Source organism: Bacillus sp. FSL K6-2839, assembly GCF_038003365.1.
Lineage (GTDB): Bacteria > Bacillota > Bacilli > Bacillales > Bacillaceae > Bacillus.
In genome coordinates, this window is sequence record NZ_JBBOOZ010000001.1 from 206760 (window position 1) to 229463 (window position 22704).

Annotated in this window: 26 protein-coding genes; 17 read left to right on the forward strand and 9 right to left on the reverse strand. The window is 41.3% G+C overall.

Annotated elements, in window-relative coordinates; translation table 11 throughout:
• Window positions 1-56: 56 nt before the first annotated feature.
• From moaC to tatC, 4 genes are read left to right on the forward strand one after another with little or no spacing between them, the layout of a single operon-like run.
• Complete coding sequence (moaC, locus tag MHH26_RS00920; RefSeq protein WP_340971818.1) at window positions 57-548, forward strand: cyclic pyranopterin monophosphate synthase MoaC; 492 nt, start codon at window positions 57-59, stop codon at window positions 546-548.
• 15 nt (window positions 549-563) lie between these two features.
• Window positions 564-1217 carry a redox-sensing transcriptional repressor Rex gene (locus tag MHH26_RS00925; protein ID WP_008355687.1) on the forward strand — a complete coding sequence of 218 codons (654 nt, stop codon included), beginning with the start codon at window positions 564-566 and terminating at the stop codon, window positions 1215-1217.
• 27 nt (window positions 1218-1244) lie between these two features.
• Window positions 1245-1424, forward strand: a complete 180-nt coding sequence (locus MHH26_RS00930) for a twin-arginine translocase TatA/TatE family subunit (protein ID WP_003214302.1) — start codon at window positions 1245-1247, stop codon at window positions 1422-1424.
• A gap of 6 nt (window positions 1425-1430) precedes the next feature.
• Window positions 1431-2195, forward strand: coding sequence for a twin-arginine translocase subunit TatC (gene tatC / locus MHH26_RS00935; RefSeq protein WP_034666769.1), 765 nt, complete (start codon window positions 1431-1433; stop codon window positions 2193-2195).
• 122 nt (window positions 2196-2317) lie between these two features.
• On the opposite strand, the gene MHH26_RS00940 is transcribed toward tatC, so the two are convergent.
• The 3 genes from MHH26_RS00940 to MHH26_RS00950 are packed head-to-tail and all read right to left on the reverse strand — an operon-like array spanning window position 2318 to window position 3843.
• Window positions 2318-2860, reverse strand: coding sequence for an NUDIX hydrolase (locus MHH26_RS00940; protein WP_340971821.1), 543 nt, complete (start codon window positions 2858-2860; stop codon window positions 2318-2320).
• A 57-nt stretch (window positions 2861-2917) separates the two neighbouring features.
• Window positions 2918-3112, reverse strand: a complete 195-nt coding sequence (locus MHH26_RS00945) for a YdiK family protein (protein WP_034664886.1) — start codon at window positions 3110-3112, stop codon at window positions 2918-2920.
• Window positions 3109-3843 (reverse strand): CPBP family intramembrane glutamic endopeptidase, encoded by a 735-nt coding sequence (locus MHH26_RS00950; protein ID WP_034664883.1) that lies wholly within the window; start codon window positions 3841-3843, stop codon window positions 3109-3111. The genes MHH26_RS00945 and MHH26_RS00950 overlap by 4 nt, the downstream gene beginning before the upstream one ends.
• A gap of 229 nt (window positions 3844-4072) precedes the next feature.
• Between MHH26_RS00950 and groES the strand changes: the two genes are divergently transcribed.
• Window positions 4073-4357: a co-chaperone GroES gene (groES, locus tag MHH26_RS00955; protein ID WP_003214120.1), complete on the forward strand. Its 285-nt coding sequence runs from the start codon at window positions 4073-4075 to the stop codon at window positions 4355-4357.
• A 56-nt stretch (window positions 4358-4413) separates the two neighbouring features.
• Window positions 4414-6048, forward strand: a complete 1635-nt coding sequence (gene groL / locus MHH26_RS00960; protein WP_034320371.1) for a chaperonin GroEL — start codon at window positions 4414-4416, stop codon at window positions 6046-6048.
• Window positions 6049-6682: 634 nt separating this feature from the next.
• Here the strand turns inward: groL and MHH26_RS00965 are convergent.
• Window positions 6683-7195 (reverse strand): DUF3231 family protein, encoded by a 513-nt coding sequence (locus tag MHH26_RS00965; protein WP_034664874.1) that lies wholly within the window; start codon window positions 7193-7195, stop codon window positions 6683-6685.
• Window positions 7196-7688: 493 nt separating this feature from the next.
• Here MHH26_RS00965 and MHH26_RS00970 point away from each other — a divergent pair, with 493 nt between their 5' ends.
• The 4 genes from MHH26_RS00970 (at window position 7689) to MHH26_RS00985 (ending at window position 9902) form a co-directional block, all read left to right on the forward strand.
• On the forward strand, window positions 7689-8141 hold the full coding sequence (locus MHH26_RS00970; RefSeq protein ID WP_034664870.1) for a MarR family winged helix-turn-helix transcriptional regulator: 453 nt from the start codon (window positions 7689-7691) through the stop codon (window positions 8139-8141).
• 22 nt (window positions 8142-8163) lie between these two features.
• Window positions 8164-8682 (forward strand): GNAT family N-acetyltransferase, encoded by a 519-nt coding sequence (locus MHH26_RS00975; protein WP_340971823.1) that lies wholly within the window; start codon window positions 8164-8166, stop codon window positions 8680-8682.
• A 21-nt stretch (window positions 8683-8703) separates the two neighbouring features.
• Complete coding sequence (locus MHH26_RS00980; protein ID WP_106037234.1) at window positions 8704-9315, forward strand: FMN-binding negative transcriptional regulator; 612 nt, start codon at window positions 8704-8706, stop codon at window positions 9313-9315.
• A 170-nt stretch (window positions 9316-9485) separates the two neighbouring features.
• Window positions 9486-9902 (forward strand): hypothetical protein, encoded by a 417-nt coding sequence (locus tag MHH26_RS00985; protein ID WP_106043807.1) that lies wholly within the window; start codon window positions 9486-9488, stop codon window positions 9900-9902.
• Between the two features lie 62 nt (window positions 9903-9964).
• On the opposite strand, the gene MHH26_RS00990 is transcribed toward MHH26_RS00985, so the two are convergent.
• Together MHH26_RS00990 and MHH26_RS00995 are read right to left on the reverse strand one after the other, a co-directional pair.
• Window positions 9965-10429, reverse strand: coding sequence for a hypothetical protein (locus MHH26_RS00990; protein WP_340971827.1), 465 nt, complete (start codon window positions 10427-10429; stop codon window positions 9965-9967).
• A 124-nt stretch (window positions 10430-10553) separates the two neighbouring features.
• On the reverse strand, window positions 10554-11228 hold the full coding sequence (locus tag MHH26_RS00995; RefSeq protein WP_034664848.1) for a hypothetical protein: 675 nt from the start codon (window positions 11226-11228) through the stop codon (window positions 10554-10556).
• Between the two features lie 209 nt (window positions 11229-11437).
• On the opposite strand from MHH26_RS00995, the gene MHH26_RS01000 reads away from it, so the two are divergent.
• From MHH26_RS01000 to MHH26_RS01010, 3 genes are all read left to right on the forward strand, one after another.
• Entirely contained in the window at window positions 11438-11806 is a 369-nt protein-coding gene (locus MHH26_RS01000; protein WP_003213878.1) for an RlpA-like double-psi beta-barrel domain-containing protein, read from the forward strand.
• 73 nt (window positions 11807-11879) lie between these two features.
• Complete coding sequence (locus tag MHH26_RS01005; RefSeq protein WP_066031250.1) at window positions 11880-12929, forward strand: hypothetical protein; 1050 nt, start codon at window positions 11880-11882, stop codon at window positions 12927-12929.
• Window positions 12901-13125: a hypothetical protein gene (locus MHH26_RS01010; protein ID WP_034664841.1), complete on the forward strand. Its 225-nt coding sequence runs from the start codon at window positions 12901-12903 to the stop codon at window positions 13123-13125. The genes MHH26_RS01005 and MHH26_RS01010 overlap by 29 nt, the downstream gene beginning before the upstream one ends.
• Window positions 13126-13143: 18 nt before the next feature.
• On the opposite strand, the gene MHH26_RS01015 is transcribed toward MHH26_RS01010, so the two are convergent.
• From MHH26_RS01015 to gabP, 3 genes are all read right to left on the reverse strand, one after another.
• Complete coding sequence (locus MHH26_RS01015; RefSeq protein ID WP_034664837.1) at window positions 13144-13518, reverse strand: carboxymuconolactone decarboxylase family protein; 375 nt, start codon at window positions 13516-13518, stop codon at window positions 13144-13146.
• Window positions 13519-13783: 265 nt separating this feature from the next.
• The gene (locus MHH26_RS01020) at window positions 13784-15313 is read right to left on the reverse strand and encodes a multicopper oxidase family protein (RefSeq protein ID WP_340971829.1); all 1530 of its coding nucleotides are present in this window, start codon (window positions 15311-15313) and stop codon (window positions 13784-13786) included.
• A 98-nt stretch (window positions 15314-15411) separates the two neighbouring features.
• Complete coding sequence (gabP, locus tag MHH26_RS01025) at window positions 15412-16800, reverse strand: GABA permease (protein ID WP_034664831.1); 1389 nt, start codon at window positions 16798-16800, stop codon at window positions 15412-15414.
• 481 nt (window positions 16801-17281) lie between these two features.
• Between gabP and MHH26_RS01030 the strand changes: the two genes are divergently transcribed.
• From MHH26_RS01030 to MHH26_RS01045, 4 genes are all read left to right on the forward strand, one after another.
• Window positions 17282-18181, forward strand: a complete 900-nt coding sequence (locus tag MHH26_RS01030; RefSeq protein ID WP_060595662.1) for a cation diffusion facilitator family transporter — start codon at window positions 17282-17284, stop codon at window positions 18179-18181.
• Window positions 18182-18283: 102 nt separating this feature from the next.
• On the forward strand, window positions 18284-19246 hold the full coding sequence (locus tag MHH26_RS01035) for an AAA family ATPase (protein WP_106048634.1): 963 nt from the start codon (window positions 18284-18286) through the stop codon (window positions 19244-19246).
• The gene (locus MHH26_RS01040; RefSeq protein WP_060595664.1) at window positions 19243-20433 is read left to right on the forward strand and encodes a DUF58 domain-containing protein; all 1191 of its coding nucleotides are present in this window, start codon (window positions 19243-19245) and stop codon (window positions 20431-20433) included. Before MHH26_RS01035 ends, MHH26_RS01040 begins: the two co-directional genes overlap by 4 nt.
• Window positions 20434-20442: 9 nt before the next feature.
• Window positions 20443-22644: a DUF4129 domain-containing transglutaminase family protein gene (locus tag MHH26_RS01045; RefSeq protein WP_340971836.1), complete on the forward strand. Its 2202-nt coding sequence runs from the start codon at window positions 20443-20445 to the stop codon at window positions 22642-22644.
• The last annotated feature ends 60 nt before the right edge of the window (window positions 22645-22704 follow it).

The window sequence follows — 22704 nt, forward strand, 5'->3', positions numbered from 1 at the left end:
AATGAAAGACAGATAGGAAAAAATAGTGTATCATTTGAGTGAGGGAGCGTTGAAAGATGAGTCAATTTAGCCACTTTAACGAACAGGGAAGAGCAAAGATGGTCGACATTAGTAACAAATCGTCTACAGTGAGAACCGCCGTTGCTGCTTCAAGCGTTCGTATGATAAAAGAAGTGTTTCATAAAATACAACAACGTGAAATTGGAAAAGGGGATGTGCTGTCTGTTGCACAGGTTGCTGGCATCATGGCAGCAAAGCAAACATCTACCATCATTCCAATGTGTCATCCGCTTGCACTAAAAGGCGTGGATATCTCCTTTGATTGGGAGGAAGACGGAAATGCGTACATTCTGAACATACAAGTACAGGTGAAAACAAAAGGAAGTACGGGTGTGGAGATGGAAGCGCTCACTTCTGCTTCAGTATGTGCACTGACCGTTTACGACATGTGCAAAGCGATTGATAAAGGCATGATCATCGGTCCTACCTATTTAATTGAAAAGACAGGCGGGAAAAACGGTGATTTTCACAGAGCATCTGATATTTAAGTTGGAGGACCTTATATGAATATAGATCAGTCAAAAATTCCACAAGCGACAGCCAAACGTTTGCCGCTATATTACCGTTTTTTAAAAAATCTGCATGCATCAGGAAAACAAAGGGTGTCATCGGCAGAGCTTAGTGATGCAGTCAAAGTGGATTCTGCCACCATTCGCCGAGATTTTTCGTACTTTGGTGCACTTGGGAAGAAAGGGTATGGCTATAATGTCGATTACCTCTTGACCTTCTTCAGAAAGACACTTGACCAAGATGAAATGACCAATGTCATGCTCATCGGTGTCGGGAATTTAGGGACTGCTTTTTTACACTATAATTTCATCAAAAATAATAATACAAAAATTTCAATGGCTTTTGACGTCAATGAGAGTAAAATAGGAAGTGAGATAGGCGGCGTGCCTGTCTATGATTTGGATAAGCTTGAAGAGCATGTTCAAGAGGTAGGAGATATTCCTGTTGCCATTTTGACAGTACCTGCCGTAGCAGCTCAATCCATTACAGATCGTTTGATTGCCCTTGGCATCAAAGGAATCCTTAACTTTACGCCGGCTCGATTGAATGTGCCGGAACACATTCGAATTCATCATATAGATTTGGCGGTTGAACTTCAGTCTCTTGTGTATTTCTTAAAGCATTACTCTGTTACACAGGAGGATTGACGAAAAGGGGTAAAGGGGGTGGAGCAAATGGGTCCGATCGGTCCTGGAAGCTTGGTTCTGATTGCGATTGTTGCGCTCATTATTTTTGGGCCGAAAAAGCTTCCTGAATTAGGAAGAGCAGCAGGAGATACATTACGTGAATTCAAAAATGCCACAAAAGGTTTAGCTGATGATCAGGAAGAAAAAAAGAAAAAAGAAGATCAGTAGAATAGGATGAGCTTCATGAATGTCAAAGATATGCCGCTTATGGAGCATATTGTGGAACTGCGAAAACGTTTAGTGATCATTGCGATGTTTTTTGTCGCCTTTATGGTGGCTGGTTTTTTTCTTGCTAAGCCGGTCATTGTGTATTTACAAAATACCGATGAAGCGGCCACACTGACACTGAATGCATTTAAGCTCACAGATCCGCTGTACGTGTTTATGCAGTTCGCATTTGTCATTGCTTTGGTTTTGACGTGTCCCGTGATTTTATATCAGCTTTGGGCGTTTGTCAGCCCCGGCTTATATGAAAAAGAGAGAAAGGTGACACTTGCTTATATTCCGATTGCACTGCTTTTATTTTTGAGCGGTGTGGCTTTCTCTTATTTTATTTTGTTTCCGTTTGTCGTTGATTTTATGATGCGAATGTCGAATGATTTAAATGTAGAGCAAGTCATTGGGATTCATGAGTATTTTACATTTCTGATGCAGTTAACACTTCCATTTGGCTTTTTGTTTCAGATGCCCGTTGTGTTGATGTTTCTCACAAGACTTGGCATCATCACACCGATGTTTTTATCAAAAATACGGAAGTATGCCTATTTTGTCCTCCTTGTCATTGCCGCACTCATTACACCGCCAGAGCTTGTTTCTCACCTCATGGTCACCTTGCCGATGCTCGTTTTGTATGAAGTGAGTATTGTCATTTCAAGAGTGACCTATCGCAAAATGCAGCAAACAGAGACAGAGGAGAAAAAAAATTATGATGTCTCATAAAAAAGCATCGTGATCCGAATAAGGGTCACGATGCTTTTTCTATTGTAAAAGGAATTGATTGATCGCTTGAAATAGATGTTGATAATAGGCAGGCTCATGCGGGACAAAGTCTTGTATACAGACTACTCTGCTTTCTTCACATCGTTCTCCGGATTCATCAACTTCAAAGCCATCAAGCTGCATGTTTTCACATTTTCTTGTGAAAGCTGCTGTGCATCCATTAGCTTTGCTCTGTAAAGTCCAGCGACTTCTTCTTTTTGTAATTGAATGTTCATCTGCTCTTCTTGATGGACGTAAAGATAGACATGGCAAAATTCACGATCAGTAAAATCGGGTAGATGAATTTCATCCTGTATAACACCTGCAAAGGCTAGATCTTCAAAAGAGACAGTAAGACCAAGCTCTTCTTCTACCTCTCTTACACCGTCAGAAGGCTGTTCATTTGCGAGAAGGTGACCAGCTGCGGTGATATCAAACAGAGAAGGAAAATCCTTTTTTGCAGGGCTTCTTAGCTGAAAATAGAGATACACGGTGTCAAGTTCCTTTTTGAGAAGCCAGAAATGAAAGGTTTCATGCCAAAGGCCTTGCGCGTGGACATCTGAACGGGGTGCAACTCCAATCGCTTCATGCTGCTCATTTAAGATGTTCAGTTTTTCTTGTTCCATGAAAACTTGTCCTCCATAAAAAAACCATTTTCCAGAGATTAGAAAATGGTTTTTGATTTATTTTTGCTGCTGTTTTTTGAGTTTGACAGAGAAGGCAAACATTTTAAACGCGATATTGATATTATAGGCCGCAAACACCATCAGCAAAATGCTGTAAAATGACCACATGTCACCTGGATTTTGAATGGCCATATAGGTGAAAGCAACACCTACGGCAAAATAAATGACGCCCCATACGACAGGGTTTCTCATGAGAAAAAGCCTCCAATAATCATTTGCATTGTTTGAGATTGTTCTTCAATCATTTTTCTTACTGGCTCAATCTGCACAAGAATGACGAGCGAGTTCATCAGCATATGTGCACCGATTGGAACGATGATACGTTTTGTTTTCGCATATAAAAAGGCAAATGTAAAGCCCATTGCGGTATAGAGAAAGAAGTGGTCAAAATCAGAGTGTGCAGCAGCGAAAAATACTGAACTAACAAGTGCCGCAATAAAAAAATTCGACCTTTCATAAATTACACCAAAAACGATTTTTCGGAAAATAATCTCCTCAAGTATCGGTCCAATTAGTGCAATAATAACAACCAGAAAAGGAAAAGCATCCATAATAGATAAGATATTTTGCGTGTTTTCTGACTCACGTCCAATGCCGAATGCATATTGTTCAATCATTCCTACAATCGATTGGGTGAGAAGCGAAAGAAAGAAACCGCCAATGATCCAAGCGATTGCCGCGCCGACTGAAGCCGGTGCTTCATTTCGAAGTGAAGCTTTTGGCACAGTCCGAAGGATGAGCAGAATAATGATTAGTCCAATACAGAAGCTAATGATTGTCCATGTACCTGACAATTTAGATAGCTCTGCTTGTGTCATCGGTGTCTGAATATAACCTAACCACTTCATGATGAACACATACGGAAACGCAGAAACCTGCACCAATATATACGTTAAGATGATGTACCAATATTGTTTTTTCAAGTAACGAAAACCCCTTTACTAAAAGAACTAGATTTATTGTAACACAAGTCTTCTTTTTCGATGAAAAGGAAAGAATCTGAGTTGAAAAAAGATCATGAAAGCGTAAAAATTTTTAAAGGTTTTTACTTGAAATTACAGAAGACATTCTTTATTATAATAAATGTGTTAGCACTCACTGGTGATGAGTGCTAAAAAAGACTACATATAAAAATTGAGGAGGTTGTTTCTTATGTTAAAGCCATTAGGCGATCGCGTAATCATTGAACTCGTTGAATCTGAGGAAAAAACCGCTAGCGGTATTGTGTTACCGGATTCTGCAAAAGAAAAACCGCAAGAAGGTAAAATTGTTGCAGCAGGTTCAGGTCGTGTACTTGAAAGTGGTGAGCGCGTTGCGTTAGAAGTAAACACAGGCGACCGCATTATCTTCTCAAAATATGCAGGCACTGAAGTGAAATATGAAGGCAAAGAATATTTAATCCTTCGTGAGAGCGACATTTTAGCTGTTATTGGTTAATCACATAAAAAAACATTGAGATATATTTTTAAAAAGACTGAGGAGGTTTCGTTATTATGGCAAAAGATATTAAGTTCAGTGAAGAAGCACGTCGCGCGATGTTACGTGGTGTAGATGCACTTGCAGATGCTGTAAAAGTAACTTTAGGACCTAAAGGACGTAACGTGGTTCTTGAGAAAAAATTCGGTTCTCCACTTATCACAAATGATGGTGTAACGATTGCAAAAGAAATCGAATTAGAAGATGCATTTGAAAACATGGGTGCAAAACTTGTGGCTGAAGTTGCAAGCAAAACAAACGACGTAGCTGGTGATGGTACAACAACTGCAACGGTTCTAGCTCAGGCAATGATCCGTGAAGGTCTTAAAAACGTAACAGCTGGTGCAAACCCTGTTGGCGTTCGTAAAGGGATCGAAGAAGCAGTGAAAGTAGCACTTGAAGGCTTGCACGAGATTTCTAAACCAATCGAAGGCAAAGAATCAATTGCTCAAGTTGCGTCTATTTCTGCAGCAGATGAAGAAGTAGGCAGCCTAATCGCTGAAGCAATGGAGCGTGTAGGTAACGACGGCGTTATCACAATCGAAGAATCTAAAGGGTTCACAACTGAGCTTGAAGTGGTTGAAGGAATGCAGTTTGACCGCGGATATGCTTCACCATACATGGTGACTGATTCTGATAAGATGGAAGCGGTTCTTGAAAATCCTTATATCTTAATCACTGATAAAAAGATCACGAACATTCAAGAAATCCTTCCTGTACTTGAGCAAGTTGTACAACAAGGAAAACCATTATTGATCATTGCTGAAGATGTAGAAGGCGAAGCACTTGCAACACTTGTTGTGAACAAACTTCGTGGAACATTCAACGCAGTGGCAGTCAAAGCACCTGGATTCGGTGACCGTCGTAAAGCAATGCTTGAAGACATCTCTGTTCTAACTGGCGGAGAGTTAATCACAGAAGACCTAGGACTTGACCTGAAATCAACTGAAATCGGTCAGCTTGGCCGCGCGTCTAAAGTTGTTGTGACAAAAGAAAACACAACCATCGTAGAAGGCTCAGGAGATTCTGCTCAAATCGCAGCACGCGTCAACCAAATCCGTGCGCAAGTAGAAGAAACAACTTCTGAATTCGATAAAGAAAAATTACAAGAACGTCTTGCAAAACTAGCTGGCGGCGTCGCTGTCATCAAAGTTGGTGCTGCAACTGAAACAGAACTAAAAGAGCGTAAACTGCGCATCGAGGATGCATTGAACTCAACTCGTGCAGCAGTTGAAGAAGGTATTGTATCCGGTGGTGGTACAGCACTTGTGAATGTATACAAAAAAGTCGCTTCAATCGAAGCAGATGGTGACGTTCAAACAGGTGTAAACATCGTTCTACGTTCTCTTGAAGAGCCAATCCGTCAAATCGCTCACAACGCAGGTCTTGAAGGATCCGTCATCGTTGAGCGCTTGAAAAACGAAGAAATTGGCGTAGGCTTCAACGCAGCAACAAACGAATGGGTAAACATGATCGAAAAAGGAATCGTTGACCCAACAAAAGTAACTCGCTCTGCACTTCAAAACGCAGCTTCTGTTGCAGCAATGCTTCTAACAACTGAAGCAGTCGTTGCTGACAAACCAGAAGAAGGCGGCTCAGGCGGCGGAATGCCAGACATGGGCGGCATGGGCGGTATGGGCGGCATGATGTAATCAGGGTTTCAAAACCTTGTTATATCAACGTCTGAAATAATAATATGCTTTTCTTGTCGTCGTATTTGTCCTTGTGTTATTAAACACAAGGCAACCTGTGACAAATAAGCTAACTATAGAAGAAGGCCTTTCATCAGTTTGCAAAACTGTTGGGAGGCCTTTTCTTCCATATTAACAGTCATATGAGCATAGATATTCCTTGTAGTATGACTAATCTTATGTCCACTATGCTATTGTTTTTCATTAATGACGATTCGACCTCAAGCAGTATGGTATGACCAACCTTGTTGATTAAATGGAACCTCGGAACGGGCCCGACTTTATGCTGCAATTGCAAGGACTATAATAGAGAAAGGTTACTCTCGAAGTTTTTACCACTGGTTAGTTGCTATCAATGTTTAAGGAACCTATAGTAATAGGAGCTTTTAAATCTGAGGAAGATATTTTTAGGTATATTAAAGGAATTGATCTTCTAGTGCTGATGATGTTGGCTCAGAGGCAATCGATGGGAATGGCAAAATATAGTGACTGTAAAGAGAGTGAAGGAGAGTTTTCAATTTGTAGAAAGTTTAAAGCTTAGCAAGAAAAGAGTAAACCCTAAAGGTCTACTCTTTAATGTTTAATCATCTTATGATTAGCAATCTTCTGCTTTGCTATGATGAAGAGGTGGTGGAATTAACCATCCTTTTTCTTTGTTAAGTCTAAGGACTTTTGCTCCAAGTGCTGTCTTTTGAACATGAAACTGTCCAAACATCATAGCTATGTCTTCTCGAATGGATTGCCCCATAATTGTGCTACACGATACTAAGCCTGCCGCAATGTTCGCCGAAAGACCAGCGGCTATTTCTGGATCTTGAAAACGTGCCCCTACTGGAATATCGTCTATACAAGCTTTAGGTCGTTCAGGAGGTGTTGGAGGTAAGCCAATTCCATTTTCTTTTAATAAAGTTTCAATTTCTTTGATTTCTTGTTGCCCACCCTGAATAGCTTCTTCAATTAATTTTTGTAAGTCTTCGTCACCTGCATGGTTTAAGTGGGTTTGATAACCAGCAACTAAACCTTTAGCTACCATCAAGTAAGACCATGTACCAAACACTTCACCATAGTGCATAGGTTCATCCGTTGGATTTCCACTTAAAATTCCCATTGTCATCCTCCCTAATTGTAAAATATTCATTAAGCGACCTTCCTTTCTTGACGATTGGTCACCTTTTTATAGTTCCTAAATTAAACCATTATATTCATCATTTTAATGATGGTTGTTAAAGGTAAAATTCTAATTTTAATCTATGTGGACTCTAACGAATAATGGCTAATAAAACTGGAGAGATTATGTTATAAAAAGAGGCGGCTGCATAAAGGGAAATTATCTTCTAGCAACGAATATACATATGATAAAATGTAGTGGCATATTATGAGGCTCTCTTCTTCTTCTTCCCATTGCCTAACCACCTTCGTTCGCGATGATCAGAGATCGTTATTTTTTGTAACGATTACCACTATTAAAGAAACGAGCGAAATAAAGAAAATGAAAAGAACACTTTCTAAATGAAGGTGTTTTTTTATTGTGTTTACAACAAAAATAAACTATAATGTTGTTATGTTTTATGTTGTAAATGCAACAAAAGGGGTCGTGATAAATGAGAGAGATTTTGCGAGAGATTGGCGTCATCGCTCGGGCGCTTGATTCTATAAGTAATATTGAATTTAAAGAGTACGATTTAACGAAGGGGCAGTATTTGTATCTTGTGCGTATCTGTGAAGAGCCTGGCATCATTCAGGAAAAGCTGGCGGAAATGATCAAGGTGGATCGAACAACGGCTGCTCGTGCTATCAAAAAATTAGAACTGCATGGTTTTATTGAGAAGAAAGATGATCGAGTGAATAAAAAAATCAAAAAGCTGTTTCCCACTGATAAAGGGGAAGCGGTATATCCAATGATCAAACGAGAAAATGATTATTCGAATCAAGTAGCGCTGGATGGATTTTCTGAAGAGGAAGCAGAACAGATATATGAGTATCTTCTAAGGGTGAGAAAAAATATCGAAAAAGATTGGGATTATGTGAAAAAAGGAAATAAGAGACGCTACTAAATGATAAGGAGTGATGACTTCAATGACCGTCACTTTTATTCCATGCAATGAACAGCATATAGAAGAGCTGCAAAAAGTCGGTATCGACACATTTATAGAAACCTTTCAGAATCAAAACAAAGCGGAACATATCGATGTTTACGTAAAGACAGCCTTTCATCCGAACCAGCTGTTAAAAGAATTACATCATCCATCTTCACAGTTCTATTTTGTTCAAGTGAATGGCGAAGTTGCTGGTTATTTGAAGCTCAATATGGATGATGCGCAGTCAGAAGAGATGGGAAGTGAAGCGTTAGAGATTGAAAGAATTTATATTAAGCAGTCCTTTCAAAAACAAGGGTTAGGCCGATATTTAATCAATCAAGCCTTTGAGATCGCGAAGAAATATCATAAACGTGATGTTTGGCTTGGGGTGTGGGAGCACAACAAAGCGGCCATCGCATTTTATCAAAAGCTTGGGTTTGTTCAAACAGGGGTGCACGCATTCCTTATGGGAGACGAAGAACAATTGGACTTCATTATGACCAAAACACTTAGCTGAATCAATAAGGGGGAAGGGAATATGCATATTCCATCTTTTTTTCAAGTGAAAGATATGGAAGAAGTAAAAGCATTTATTCAATTACATTCATTTGCAACAGTTGTGACCACAACGGATGAAAAACCCATTGCGACACATATTCCAGTGAGTTTTCATCAAGTTGAAGATTCGTATGTGATTACAGGGCATATGGCGATTGGAAATCCACAGTGGAAAACGTTTGAAGAAAATGAGAAGGTGCTCGTCATCTTTCAAGGACCACATGCCTATATATCCTCTTCATGGTATGAAAAAGAAGCCGTACCGACATGGAATTATCAGGCTGTCCATGTATATGGAAAGGCTGTGCTGTTAGAAAAAGGGGAACTGGTAAAAGAATTAACCACGATGCTGGAAACATACGAAAGTCACAGAGAACAGCCTGTTTTATGGGATACATTGTCTGATGAACTGTTAGAGAAACAAATGAAAGGGATTGTGGGCTTTAAAATCATCATTGATGAAGTTCAGGCTGCTTTTAAACTAAGCCAAAATCGCCATGAAAGGGATTATGCTCACATCATTGAAAAGTTGGAAGCAGAGGGTGACGTGGAAATGGCTGAGGCGATGAAAAAGAGAGTAAAGGATGTATGAGAAAAGCACTCTTATGATCAAGAGTGCTTTTTTTTGTTTTGAGAGAAATGAGATATCTTGGCTTATAATGTCACATTTTCTTTAAAATTACATAAAAAATCCACTATTTCCATAAAAAATTAGATCAATTCCTTATAATAAAGGTATCTGAGAATGGGGAGTGAGTCGAGATGGACCAAAACTTGCTGCAAATGAATCAAGTGAGATCAGAGGATGAATTAGCGGTTGTTAATATATCTTCTACAGAAATTGGGGCGCTGTCAAAGGAAGCGGCTGAGCGGATTTTACAAACGAAGGATACGGATGATATTCATTTACTGATGTATGTCCCGATTGAAAAGAAAGCAGATTTGATTTGGTTGATTGAAAGTGTTGGACAGGCGTTAGAAGATGAGGATGACGATAACGTTGCACTTGAATTGGCTGATTTGCTCTATTTCTTTGTCATTCCATTTTATAAGGAGTATATTTTGAGGGAACATCATTTGTATGAGTGTATAGATGATTTGTTGGTACGATTAGCATCAAGGACTCACTCAGATATTCACACACTAGTCGATGCGATGAGAGACGATTTGACTGAATAAACATGAAAAAAGGCTTGTAGAGAAGTCCTCTACAAGCTTTTTTCATCGTAAAAAACCATAAATTAAGCTCTTTCCCACGTGATTTTTGTTTCATTTGTTTTTTTCTTTCCTTTTGCCAGTACTTTGCCGTTTTCTTGTTTTACGGTGATGTTTAGGTCGTAAAAGGAATAGAGGGCGCCAAGGCTGTCATTTTCTGGTTTGTGCAGATTGTTTTCTTTTTCAGTTGATGCCCCGATAGCCAGCGTCTTGGCAAAGTTTAAACCGATGACTTCAGCGTAATCACTATTGGTATCAGAGGAAGCTGTTACATTTAAAGAAATGACTTTTTTCTTTTGATCAACAGTGATATCCGTGTCTTTTATAAGTTTAGACTGTTCCATGACTTCTTTCGTTTCTTTTTGAATGCGTTCATTAATCGTTGGAAGTGTCTTCGTTTCTGTTTTTTGTTCGTTTGTCGTATTCGAGCAAGCTGCTAGTATGAAGAGACTTGCAACTAGGCTCATGAAAACAAGTAGACTTTTTCTCACGTTCGTTCTCCTTTTTTCTGCGAAGTATGTATGTTTATGTTACCACGAATCCTAGTTTTGATTAAAAGAGAAGTGTTGATAAGCTGTGAACAATAAAAAGCACCCAAAATAGGGCGCTTTTTTCTTATTGTGCTGAAAGGCTTGTACTTAATGGAACAGAAGAAATGACGGTGAATTTAGGAGCCGCAGCACCAGACTCTAAATTTTTACGTAAAAGCGATGATTTGATTGTTCCATCCCATTTTTTATAGACACTTCCTGAAGTATTCGCACGAAGCTGTACATTCGAGAAACTTGCTTGTGAGTAGCTGTTTGTTCCATTATCTTGGACGCCGTGAACCATTTTGACGACATCGAGGTTTTTCAGACGACTAGGGTTGAAAACAGGCTGCTTATAGCGCAATTTCCCATTGACGTATAGTGACACTGTGCCATCACCATTGTTGATGAGCTTTAAGTTGACACGTGCACCATCCGTAATGCTCTTATCGTACTCACTGTTCCAGTATTGACTGCCGCCTTGTGAGCCGCTGCCAAGAAAGACCTTATAGCCAGAAGACGTTTTTGAAATACCGCTCTCTACAACGGCAGAGCCGAGACCGAGGTACCAGTCCGCATAGCCATTTTTAATAGTGGCTGTTTTCGGCAGCACAATATCAGCAGAGATACCTGACCATTTGGCTTCATCCGTTTGTGTCACAATCGCACCGTGACGGGGACCAGCTGCTGAGGCAGGGATACTTGATAGCATCAAAACGAAGGCCAAACTTACACTCAAAACGATGAACCACTTTTTCATAAAAATTCCTCCTTAAATTGGATTCACTTTTATTATATAAAATGAAAGAGAGGGGCTACTTACATTGTTTTGGCCGATTTTGGTATTTTTTGTGAACAAAATCGGTCATAAAGTGGTCAACTTGTATCCGAATTGTAATGTGACTGTAAAATAACTGGGGGCATCTTCATGTATAATAAGTGCAGAAACCAAATACGGAGGATTTTTTAATGAATAAAAAGCTTATCGCGACAATCGTAACAGTAGCTAGTTTATTTTTGGCGTTTAGTTTCTCACATGGAGCAAGTGCAAAAAAAGTAAGCGGCAATATTACTTGGTATAATGGTGTCGGTAAAAAGGGCGCAGATGGAAAAAAACTCGGTCATTGGGATGCAGCAACTAAAATGGGATTTGACGTACCGAAAAAAGGTACAAAACTTAGAGTGACAACAAAAGCGAAACCACATAAAGTGATTACAGTATATAAATATGATGTAGGCAGAATGCCAAACGCTGTATTAGACGTCAGTCCAAAAGCATTCAAAGCACTAGGGTATAAAACAAGTAAAGGTGTCGTAAAAGGGCATTACACTTATTAATACATAGGCATGCAGAGAAGCGGGAAAAGTTCATTTTCTGGCTTCTTTTCTTGTAGAGAGGGTCTGAAAGGCAATGAAAAAATCAACATGGTGGATCATCACGGTCATCGGAGTCGCAGTGATTGCGGCAGTCATTTTCTTCATGATGAAGCCGGGGCAAGAGGCAAAGCATGCAGGAAAAGTGAAAACAAATCAAGATGCAAAAGACGAATTACTCGTTTCATTTACAGATCAACAGTTAAACAATACGTATTACCTGCATGACCGGGCGCTTCATACGGAGAAACTGACAGCATATCCTTCGATTGCTTATGATTCTACGAAACAGCTTTTATATTACACGTATACGGATGAAGACACGCAAAAAGTGAGTATTCGAGAATTGAATGTGAAAACAGATGAAGAAAAAACGCTGTTTACGAGTGATGATTCCATCGACAGTATGAGGCTGTCTGGGGACGGGAAGCAGTTATATCTCAGGTATAATAAGGATTCTGGCGAACAATTTTATGTCGCTTCTTATGATTTGAACACACAAAAAATGAAGGTGTTATATCCAGAAAAAAGCAAGGATGATACGGTGAGTTCTTTTGCTTATGATCCGGCGTCAAACCTTCTGGCAATCCAGCATTATTCCTTAAAAGAAGATTACAAGAAAACCGATGAAGCGAATGAAAAGGGAAGAGACCCTGAACCAACGACCATGAAGATCACCCTTCAAACAGGTGCGAAGGGGAAGCGTATTACACGTATCTCGCAAACGATCAATGATATTTCATTTTCACCAGATCATAAGACATTGATTTATACAGAAGTGAAGGTGCGAAACGAAAAAGAAGTATCCTCTATTAAAATGCTTGATGTAGAAACAGGAAAACAGGCGACACTCGTTAAGAACAGTAAGAATGTGCATATTTTAAGTGCCGCACAGCCGCAATTTTCTACGGACGGATCTTCTGTTTATTTCTTAGGTGTTGCTAAAAACGCAAAGGAATTAAAGGATGACACCGGACGAAAAGCAAAGGTAAGAACGATATTTGAATACAATATCAAGAAGAAAACAGTGGAAGCCGCTTGGGAGAAGGATGGCGGAATTGTTAACAATTTCACTGTCAATCGATAAAGGGTACGTTCAGTTATTTGATATAACTGGACGTTTTTTTATTTTGCCGCTTGAAATGATGGTGAAATTGAGGAATTCATGGAAGGGAAAGCAATTTTTAAGCAGGAAACGTGTGGTATTTTCGTATTTTGCTTATGTGACAGAGGAAAAGAAAGAGAGTAATATGAGTGTACATAAAAAACGAGAGGACAGATGACTTCTCGTTTTCACTGATTTATTTGGTGTTATTGTCTAATAAATTTTGAAAGATAAACAGGGCATTAATGGAGTGAGGGAATCCAGCAACTTTTGTACAGTGCTTAATAATCTCCATGATCTCTATGACAGAAAGTCCGATATGTAATGCTTGTTCAAAATGAGTCTTTAATTCTTCATCACAATCGCCTTTTGTAATGAGGGCAGATAATGTACTGATGGCCTTTTGTTTTTCATCTAAAATGAAGTGGTTGAATTCTTTTTGTTCACCGAGTTCAATTGTTAGCTGTTCAATATTTGACCAAATGCTCTCGTTTTCCTGAATTGAAAGCTTTTCTATGTTACCTGCCGCTGTTTCTTGTGTGACCTGGCAAGTCTCTTTTTCTTCATTCAAATTGAACTCCTCCGTTTTTTATCGCAATTTTCCATTTGTTCGTTCATTGTGGCTTATGTGCCTTTTGATAGATGCAATGGGTATATAGTAGTATTATCGGTTTGCTGCGTCAACATTTTAAGTGTTGAATGCTCAAAGAAACCATTCATGCGATTTATTATTCCATTTTGAAAGGGCTAATGAATGGATGTCCGTTAGCCCTTTGGTGTATCAGAAGTTTTATACAAGTTTCTACGCATTTACGGGAAGAGTGGTTTCATTTTTATTAAATGATATCCATCGGCCTCATCATGTCATAATCTTCATGCTCTAAAATATGACAATGCCACACATATCGGCCGCTGTATGGAACAAATCGAGCAACGATCCGAATGACTTCACCAGCATGCGCCTGAATGGTGTCCTTGTAGCCTTGTTCATGTAAAGGAGGCGCTTCGTTTGGTCCTGTATACACGATTTTTCCTGTCGATTGATAGACTTCTGTATCAAATGGTCTTCTGTCTAAAACCCTAAATTGAACAAGGTGCAAATGAATAGGGTGTGTGCCCCTGGTTGGATTGACGATGGACCAAACCTCTAGACTGCCAAGACGAGGATTTTCGGTGACAGGGTCATTCCAAAATTGATTATCCAACAATAGGATAGGGCGGCCGTATTTATCCTGCGTGCCGCTAAGTGTGAGTGTACGCTCTCTATCAGCTTGACTTGGCCGAAGCGTTGGCAGCGGTTTGAAAATCGGACGTAATGTTTTAGGTACTCTCCCTTTTAGCGGACGTGTGACTTTGAATTGCATAATGTTCGCATCTGTTTCAGGATTCACATCCTGTCCGCAGCCGGCTGTATTTTTGAGAGTGATCGTTTTGTTTTCGTAAGCTGAAAAGTCGATGATGACATCGAAACGTTCAGCAGGTGCGATGCTAAAGGATTGATGGCGAACAGGTCTTGGCAAAAAGCCCCCATCGGAACCAATTTGCAAGATTGTGGCGTCGTTATCTAGATGCAGCTCGTAAGTTCTAGTATTGGACGCATTTAAGATACGAAAGCGGTATTTTCGCGGCTCTACTTCTAAATAAGGCCATACTTTTCCATTGACTAAAATCGTTTCTCCACAAAAAAAGGGCACGATGGATGGGTCTGGTAGGTCACTGTCTTCTGGCGTGTCGTTTGGTCTGCTAGGATAAAACAGTGAGCCATCCTCCTGAAACGTACGGTCCATGATCATTAAAGGAATGTCATAGTCATCTTTCGGCAGCTCTAAGGACTTTTCAAACGCATCAGAGATCAAATAAAACCCAGCTAAGCCGGCGTACACATTTAATCGTGTCAATGCCATCGCATGATCGTGATACCACAATGTGCAGGCTTGCTGATGATTTGGGTATACGTATACCTCTCGTTCAAAGAAGGGGCCGGTTGCTTCAAAGTCTCGTGAAAACCAAGCCTCTGGATAGCCGTCACTGCTTGCTGGTGTGACGCCGCCATGCAGATGAACGACCGTTTTGACTTCTGGTTCATCATGATGGCCGGCATGAATGGTGTGATCGACCGGCAGGAAATGCTTCAACGGCAATTTGTTCATCCATTTCACTTTGACTTTTTCATTTCGATTCGCTTGAATGGTTGGACCAGGCAAACTGCCATTATAGGTCCATAGCTTGGTTGGGGGCAGGTCTCTATGAACTTTTAGGAATACCTCCTCCATAGCAATTTCATAATACGTTTGTCTTGGGTTCTTTTTGACGGGCTTCGCGACTTCTGGAATTGGAAGCTCGTCAACAAATTTTTCTAGGTTCATGTCGTCTAATCCTCACTTATAATCCAATTTGATACAGTATAAGTGCGGACATGAAAATAGGTGAATAAAATAAAAAAACCCGCTTTTCAGCGGGAGCATTACGGGTGTTTATTTTCAAGCGCTGCATTTGCAGGCACTTTTTTATTCGGTTTAAAGACGAAATAAGCGGCAAGCACACCGAAGGTAATGATACTTGTCAAAATGAGCTGTGGTCTCATTGATTCGATAAACAGCATCGATGCCAAGATGGCGCAAATGACCAAAATGGTAAAGTACGTGAGATATGGGAACAGCCACATTTTGATTTTGAGCTGCTCTGGATTTTCTTTTTCGATTTTACGGCGCATTCTTAATTGTGAAACAGCAATGACCAAGTAGACAAGAAGGGCAATGGCGCCGGATGCATTGACTAAGAACAAAAAGATGGTTTCAGGATAAAAGTAGTTCATCATGACGGCAATGTAGGAAAAGAAGGTGCCTGCGACTGTAGCCGCTACAGGAACACCACGTTTGCTGATTTTCATAAAGCGTTTCGGTGCTTCGCCTCTTTCTGCCAATGAATAAAGCATTCTGGACGTTGTGTACAACCCAGAGTTTAAGCAAGATAGAACGGCTGTTAAAACAATGACGTTCATGACTTGAGCAGCTGATGGAACGCCGATGTATTCTAATACCGCAACGAACGGGCTTGTTAAAATACTCGCTGAATTCCATGGAAGCAAAGTCACAACGACAGCGATGGATCCGACGTAGAACACGATGATACGCCATACAACAGAGCGGGTAGCTGTTGTCACAGACTTGACTGGGTCTGCTGATTCTCCGGCCGCTATTGCCACAATCTCGGTTCCCATGAAGGAAAAGATGACGACGACAATTCCGAGTAAAACAGAGCTGAATCCATTTGGAAGGAAACCACCGTTCCCCGTTAAATTGGCAAGACCTGCAGTATGATGACCGCCAAAACCAAAGATAAATGCAAAACCGATGAGTAGAAAGAGAATAATGCTGACGACTTTTATTAATGAGAACCAGTATTCAAATTCGCCAAAAGATTTAACAGAAAAGATATTCGTTAATGTTAAGAGGATAGTGAGGATAAGACTTGTGAGCCAAACAGGTGCATCTCCATACCAATACTGAATAATGGCAGCACCGGCAATGGCTTCGATGGCGATGACGATCACCCAGAAGAACCAGTAAAGCCAGCCGATTGTAAACCCGGCCCATGGACCGATGGCATCACTCGCATATTGTGAGAAGGAACCGCTTGTCGGATAGGCGCATGCCATTTCTCCAAGCATTCTCATAATAAAGATCACCAGAAGTCCGGCAAAAGAATAGGAAAGAATGGCTCCAGGCCCTGCAGAATGAATGACAGCGCCGCTACCAACAAATAGCCCTGCGCCAATAACCCCAGCAATGGAGATCATTGAAATATGTCTTGTTTTCAGATTTTTTTGAAGACCGTTTGTCATGTTGGACATGTCTTTACCTCCAAACATTTCTCTTCATAGAGAAATTGTTTTTAGAATATTTTAAATTTTATCATACTGAATTGTCATTCAGCATTGGACAGGTTATCAAACTGACATTTCAAACCTCTTAACATGATGTTAAAAAGTATAAAGGATTTGAGAGATTATGTTCCCTCTTTTTCCTCTGTTCATTCTTAAAAATAGCATAAGATAGGATGGGGAGAAGTTGGCTCTCAAAATAAAATTATTCTGACAATTTTCTAGAAAGAGTGATATTGCCAGATGTTCATCACAGAGTGAATTGGAAAAAGGTTGATGGGAGTAGGTCTTGAGGTCAATTGACCTTATAAAAATAAGTTTACTTAGGTCAACACATTTCTATGTATCCTATTTTGCTGACACAAGCGAATCATGTTGCTGTAGACCCACACGGGCTTTGCTTTGTAAGATAAATAATAGAAAAGTGATGTGTGAGGAGGCGCGGTTCGACATGGAGCGCTATAACGAATTAAGACAAGGTGAAACAGGTGCTTGGGTCAGCATCATTGCCTATGTGATCTTATCAGCGGTGAAACTTCTAATTGGGTATGTGTTTCATTCAGAGGCTCTTTCGGCAGATGGATTGAATAATACGACGGATATTATTGCATCCCTTGCTGTGTTGATTGGGCTGCGTATTTCTCAAAAGCCGCCTGATGAAGATCATCCATACGGTCATTTTAGAGCAGAGAATATTGCGTCTCTTGTGGCGTCCTTTATTATGATGCTTGTTGGACTTCAGGTTCTGCTGAGTGCGGGCCGGTCGCTCTTCTCATCTGAGCATCAAACGCCTGATATGATCGCAGCTTGGACGGCAGCAGGAAGTGCTGTGGTGATGTACGGCGTGTATATTTACAACCGCAATCTGTCCAAACGGATCAATAGCCAGGCTCTTCATGCAGCAGCAGCTGATAATAAATCAGATGCGTATGTGAGTATTGGAACATTTGTAGGGATTATCGCCTCTCAATTTCAGCTGGCATGGATTGATACGCTTGCAGCGTTTGTCATTGGCCTCATTATTTGTAAAACGGCGTGGGAGATTTTCAGAGATGCTTCTCATTCGTTAACGGACGGTTTTCATATAAAAGATATGTCCAAATATAAAGAGACCATTGAAGCAACACCTGGAGTGGGCGATTTGAAAGATATTAAGGCACGGTATCTCGGAAGTACGGTCCATGTGGATGTAGTAGTGGAGGTCGAGCCGCACTTGAACATTGCAGAAAGCCATGATATTGCAGATGAGATCGAACGTAGAATGAAGAAGGAACATGATATTTTACACTCTCATGTTCATATGGAGCCAGCAGGTGAGACAAAAGAAGAGAAGAAGTCTTTTCCATCGTGAGAAGGCTTCTTTTTTCTACATGCTGATGTTTTATGCAAATGCGCGTTGTATGGTAAAGTTAGACTATATGAAATTTAACGGAAACGTGATAGGAGGATCAGGATGGCATTTGATGAACCGATGCATTCAGATTTACAAAAAATCGTAGATAACATCAATAAAGTCATGGTTGGGAAAAAAGACATTGCGATATTAAGCCTTGTTGCGATTTTGGCGAAGGGGCATGTGCTGCTAGAGGATGTGCCTGGTGTTGGGAAGACGATGATGGTTCGTGCTTTGGCAAAATCGATTGGCTGTGAGTTTAAGCGAATCCAATTCACTCCTGACCTTTTGCCTTCAGATGTAACAGGTGTGTCGATTTATAATAAAAAGACAAATGAATTTGAATTTAGGCAAGGACCGATTATGGGGCAGATTATTTTGGCTGATGAGATCAACCGGACCTCTCCTAAAACACAGTCGGCATTGCTCGAAGCGATGGAGGAAGGCAGTGTCACAGTGGACGGAGAAACAATGCCGCTTGCGGATCCTTTTTTCGTCATGGCGACGCAGAATCCAGTGGAATATGAAGGGACCTATCCGCTGCCAGAAGCGCAAATGGACCGGTTTTTATTCAAGCTGCAGATGGGATATCCGACCATGCTGGAGGAGCTAGAGGTGCTCAATTTGCAGGAAAAGCAGTCCCCGATTAATACGCTCCAAGCAGTGATGACAAAGGATCATATCCATGCGTTGCAGCAAGCTGTTCAGACCATTCATGTGGATGCATCCATTAAAGAATATATTGTGGAAATCGCTCAAGCGACGCGTCAACATCCATCTGTTTATTTAGGTGTGAGTCCAAGGGGATCGATCGCCCTCATGAAAGCGGCTCAGGCGTATGCACTGTTGAATCAGCGAGATTATGTGATTCCTGATGATGTACAGTATTTGGCGCCATATACATTGCCGCATCGAATGATTTTGACATCAGAAGCGACGTATGAAGGGAAGAAGACGGAGACGCTGCTGCGACAAATGCTTGAGCAAATTGGCGTGCCAGTTCAAAAGTCGATGACTCAATGAAGTCACGTCATCGTTTCGCTGTTTCATTATGGTTACGGGTAATGATGCTCATCATCCTCACTGCGGCAGTCTTTTGTTATGCCATGTTTCAGGGGGGGTTTGTGAGTTGGTTCCTTTTTTATGCATTTTTACCATATACTTTGTATGCTTTGCTGTTTGCGCTCATTCCGCTGCGAGCGACAGCCAAAAGGACATTACAGCAAACCCGCTTGAAGGCGGGAGACGTGCTGTCCGTTGACCTTGAAATCAAGCGGACAAATCCATTTCCATACGTTTACGTCTTGATTGAGGATGATCCGCCGGACACCTTTCATTTACAGGAACAAATTGAAATGAAGCAAATGCTGTTTCCATGGTTTCGGAAAACGTGGCGTTTTTCCTTTCAATTGAATGATGTCAAGCGCGGGGAACATCATTTGTCAGCGGTTCGAATCAAAACGGGTGATATGTTTGGTTTTGTGGAGAAAGAAGTGATCATTCCGTTAGAAAAAAAGCTGCTGGTCTATCCGAAAATGCTGGATCTTCAGGTGGAGTCAGCTGAGTCAGCGAATGAAAATGGAGGCAAAGCGGTTCACTCGTGGTTCAATGAACCGACCCATGTGACAACAGGCGTGCGGGAATACCAGCAAGGAGACCGTTTTGCTTGGGTGGACTGGAAGACGACGGCTAGAAGGGATCAGCTGATGACGAAGGAATTTGAACAGAATCAAACAAAGGATCTTGTCGTGTTTGCTGATTTTACAGATGAAGCGGTTTTTGAGACCGTCGTGTCTATTACAGCTTCTGTTCTCCAAACGGCAGTGAAAAAAGGGGTGCCTTCAGGTTTTGTACCTCTAGGAGATCAGCGTGCCTTTCGAGTGGATCAAGGAGAACTTCATTTACAGGACATGCTCTATTATTTAACAAGGGTGCAGCATCAACCTTCTCGCGCACAAGAATATAAGGCGTTAGCAGCGAGTGAGTACCAGCACTCTGGAAAATATGTCGTCACGGGTCAGCTGCAAGAAGAGCTTGCTGCGAGCCTGCTTGGAAATCGAAACAGAAAGAACATCACTGTTCTTTTAGTGAAGAGAGCCTTGGATCGATTCACGCCAAAAGAAAAACAGCTTGTAGACCGGCTCAAGGCATCTGGAATACGCACGACCCTTTTATTTGAAGACCGGCTGCACGAAAGAACTGTGAGGTGACAAACATTTATGCTGCATACGCATCAGCGGCAAAGCCGTTTTGAGTTGTTCATCTATTATGCTGTAGCATTTCTGCTGCTTTGGGAGTGGCTTCGTCCGCTTCAAGATTTTACAGAGACGAGTCATACGTCTTATTTCATCATTTTTATAGGGCTTACGTGTTTGTTTACATTCTTTCGTTTGAAGTGGTATGTGACGTTTCCTATTTGTACTGGCATGATCTTGCTCGCCTTATATTTGATCTTTTATCAAGCAGAGCCAAGCTATCCGGCTGCATTATTTGCTGATATCAAAGATAATATCACCTTCATGAGCACAGGCATGTGGAGTGACATGTACCCCTCTTTCCGCACATTATTGTTTTATATTTTGCTGTGGCTGCTTGTCTACTTGCTTCATTATTGGGTGGTCTATCAGCAGCGTATCTTTTTCTTTTTACTCATGACGATTGTGTATGTCACGATTCTGGATACGTTTACGCCATATGATGCTGCCTTTGCGATCGTTCGCATTATGGTGTTTGGTTTTTGTTTGCTTGGGTTGCTGTATTTCGATCGACTGCGTTCGGCTGAAGGCATCCGGGTGTCACAGAAGGCGCGTCTAAAATGGTTTTTGCCCATGCTGGCGCTCGTTCTTCTATCAGCGGCACTCGGCGCTTCTTTGCCAAAGTCTGATCCGAAATGGCCTGATCCTGTCCCGTTTTTTAAGGCGGTGACGAATCAAGATAACGCAGCCGGGCAGAATAAGGTGGGATATAGTGCAGATGATTCAGCGCTTGGCGGACCGTTTAGTGAGGACCGCACACCGGTCTTTAAATGGAGCGGAAAGGAGCCGTCTTACTTTCGTGTCGAAACAAAAAGCATCTACACAGGAAAGGGCTGGGAGGATGCCTCAAATGATACAAAGCCTACTCGGCTAAAGGACGATGATGTGCCAAATCGGTGGTTTACCGAGCGTGTGAAAACAGAGGTGCATGAAACGAGAGTCGATATGGAAACGGACTATCGATTTAATCATGCTGTCTATCCGATTGGGACGATCACACTGATGCCAATGGAAAATATTCCGCTGCAAATGATGGGGAAAACGGAAAAAATTGTCCCATCCAGTCAAAATCCGCCGAAAAATTTAGGGAACTACCAAGTCACCTTCTTGTCTCCTACATTTATCCTTGAGGATTTGCAGAGGATTAAAGTGCCAACAAAGAAGCAGGTAAATCAGGAGGTTGGCCGTGAATACTTGCAGCTTCCTTCCTCATTACCAGAGCGAGTGAAAACATTGGCAAACAGCTTAACGGAAACGAAGGATAATATGTACGATAAGGCTAAAGCGATTGAGGACTACTTAGGGTCAGCGAAGTTTTCATATGAAACGCAAAATGTCGCAGTGCCTAGTCGTAATGAAGATTATGTGGATCAATTTTTGTTTGATACGATGATCGGCTACTGTGATAATTTTTCATCCTCTATGATTGTGATGCTTCGTTCGATCGGGATTCCGGCGAGATGGGTGAAAGGATATACGTCAGGTCAGTTATATGAAACACAGATGGATGGAAACAATGTGTATGAAGTGACCAATAACAATGCGCATTCATGGGTAGAGGTGTATTTTCCAAACAGAGGCTGGGTCACCTTCGAACCGACTAAAGGATTTACGAACCCACAGACATTTACGAATGAAGCCGTTTCAAGCGATCAAACGGATGATCAAAAGGAAGAAGATCAGCCTAGCTCTGATGCACGCGAAGATCAGCCGGCAGAACAGCCGCAGCAGCAGGAGACAGAGCAGCCGGCAGAACCAAAGAAACAAACAGCACAAGCAAAGCCAAGTATGGTACATGTTGGTTCAATCTTGGGTTTTGCGGCAGGAGCTATGGTCCTTCTTGGATTGATGAGCTGGCTGCTTTATCGATTCAGAGCAAGATGGCTGCCATTCTTTATCGTGAGAAAGGTGAAACGTCTGCCAGAGGAGGAAGCATTCTTCTATGCGTATGCGGCTCTATTAAAGCAGCTGAAGCGCAGGGGAATTGAGAAAAAAACAGGCATGACGCTAAGAGAATTCGCTTCTTTGATCGATGACAAGGATGGAGATCATCGCATGTCAGAGCTGACGCAGCTCTATGAGCGGGCACTCTATCGACGAGAGGATGCGTCGGTGCTTTGGCGGCAATCGGCAAAGTTATGGGAAAATTTAATAAACAGGAGATAGTCTTGACCCCGTACCTTCCTGTTGTTAGAATAGGTGAATATTAAAACCTTCTAAAATACA

Excerpts from the sequence above, each read along its gene's own strand:
- MHH26_RS00965 (WP_034664874.1), bottom strand. The coding sequence starts at position 7,195 with ATGGGAATTTTAAGTGGAAATCCAACGGATGAACCTATGCACTATGGT.
- MHH26_RS01040 (WP_060595664.1), top strand. The coding sequence starts at position 19,243 with ATGAAGTCACGTCATCGTTTCGCTGTTTCATTATGGTTACGGGTAATG.
- groL (WP_034320371.1), top strand. The coding sequence starts at position 4,414 with ATGGCAAAAGATATTAAGTTCAGTGAAGAAGCACGTCGCGCGATGTTA.
- MHH26_RS01045 (WP_340971836.1), top strand. The coding sequence starts at position 20,443 with ATGCTGCATACGCATCAGCGGCAAAGCCGTTTTGAGTTGTTCATCTAT.
- MHH26_RS00930 (WP_003214302.1), top strand. The coding sequence starts at position 1,245 with ATGGGTCCGATCGGTCCTGGAAGCTTGGTTCTGATTGCGATTGTTGCG.
- MHH26_RS00995 (WP_034664848.1), bottom strand. The coding sequence starts at position 11,228 with ATGAAAAAGTGGTTCATCGTTTTGAGTGTAAGTTTGGCCTTCGTTTTG.
- MHH26_RS00975 (WP_340971823.1), top strand. The coding sequence starts at position 8,164 with ATGACCGTCACTTTTATTCCATGCAATGAACAGCATATAGAAGAGCTG.
- MHH26_RS00985 (WP_106043807.1), top strand. The coding sequence starts at position 9,486 with ATGGACCAAAACTTGCTGCAAATGAATCAAGTGAGATCAGAGGATGAA.
- MHH26_RS00945 (WP_034664886.1), bottom strand. The coding sequence starts at position 3,112 with ATGAGAAACCCTGTCGTATGGGGCGTCATTTATTTTGCCGTAGGTGTT.
- MHH26_RS00970 (WP_034664870.1), top strand. The coding sequence starts at position 7,689 with ATGAGAGAGATTTTGCGAGAGATTGGCGTCATCGCTCGGGCGCTTGAT.
- moaC (WP_340971818.1), top strand. The coding sequence starts at position 57 with ATGAGTCAATTTAGCCACTTTAACGAACAGGGAAGAGCAAAGATGGTC.
- MHH26_RS01030 (WP_060595662.1), top strand. The coding sequence starts at position 17,282 with ATGGAGCGCTATAACGAATTAAGACAAGGTGAAACAGGTGCTTGGGTC.
- groES (WP_003214120.1), top strand. The coding sequence starts at position 4,073 with ATGTTAAAGCCATTAGGCGATCGCGTAATCATTGAACTCGTTGAATCT.
- MHH26_RS00925 (WP_008355687.1), top strand. The coding sequence starts at position 564 with ATGAATATAGATCAGTCAAAAATTCCACAAGCGACAGCCAAACGTTTG.
- MHH26_RS00940 (WP_340971821.1), bottom strand. The coding sequence starts at position 2,860 with ATGGAACAAGAAAAACTGAACATCTTAAATGAGCAGCATGAAGCGATT.
- MHH26_RS01005 (WP_066031250.1), top strand. The coding sequence starts at position 11,880 with ATGAAAAAATCAACATGGTGGATCATCACGGTCATCGGAGTCGCAGTG.
- MHH26_RS01000 (WP_003213878.1), top strand. The coding sequence starts at position 11,438 with ATGAATAAAAAGCTTATCGCGACAATCGTAACAGTAGCTAGTTTATTT.
- tatC (WP_034666769.1), top strand. The coding sequence starts at position 1,431 with ATGAGCTTCATGAATGTCAAAGATATGCCGCTTATGGAGCATATTGTG.
- gabP (WP_034664831.1), bottom strand. The coding sequence starts at position 16,800 with ATGTCCAACATGACAAACGGTCTTCAAAAAAATCTGAAAACAAGACAT.
- MHH26_RS01035 (WP_106048634.1), top strand. The coding sequence starts at position 18,284 with ATGGCATTTGATGAACCGATGCATTCAGATTTACAAAAAATCGTAGAT.
- MHH26_RS01020 (WP_340971829.1), bottom strand. The coding sequence starts at position 15,313 with ATGAACCTAGAAAAATTTGTTGACGAGCTTCCAATTCCAGAAGTCGCG.
- MHH26_RS00980 (WP_106037234.1), top strand. The coding sequence starts at position 8,704 with ATGCATATTCCATCTTTTTTTCAAGTGAAAGATATGGAAGAAGTAAAA.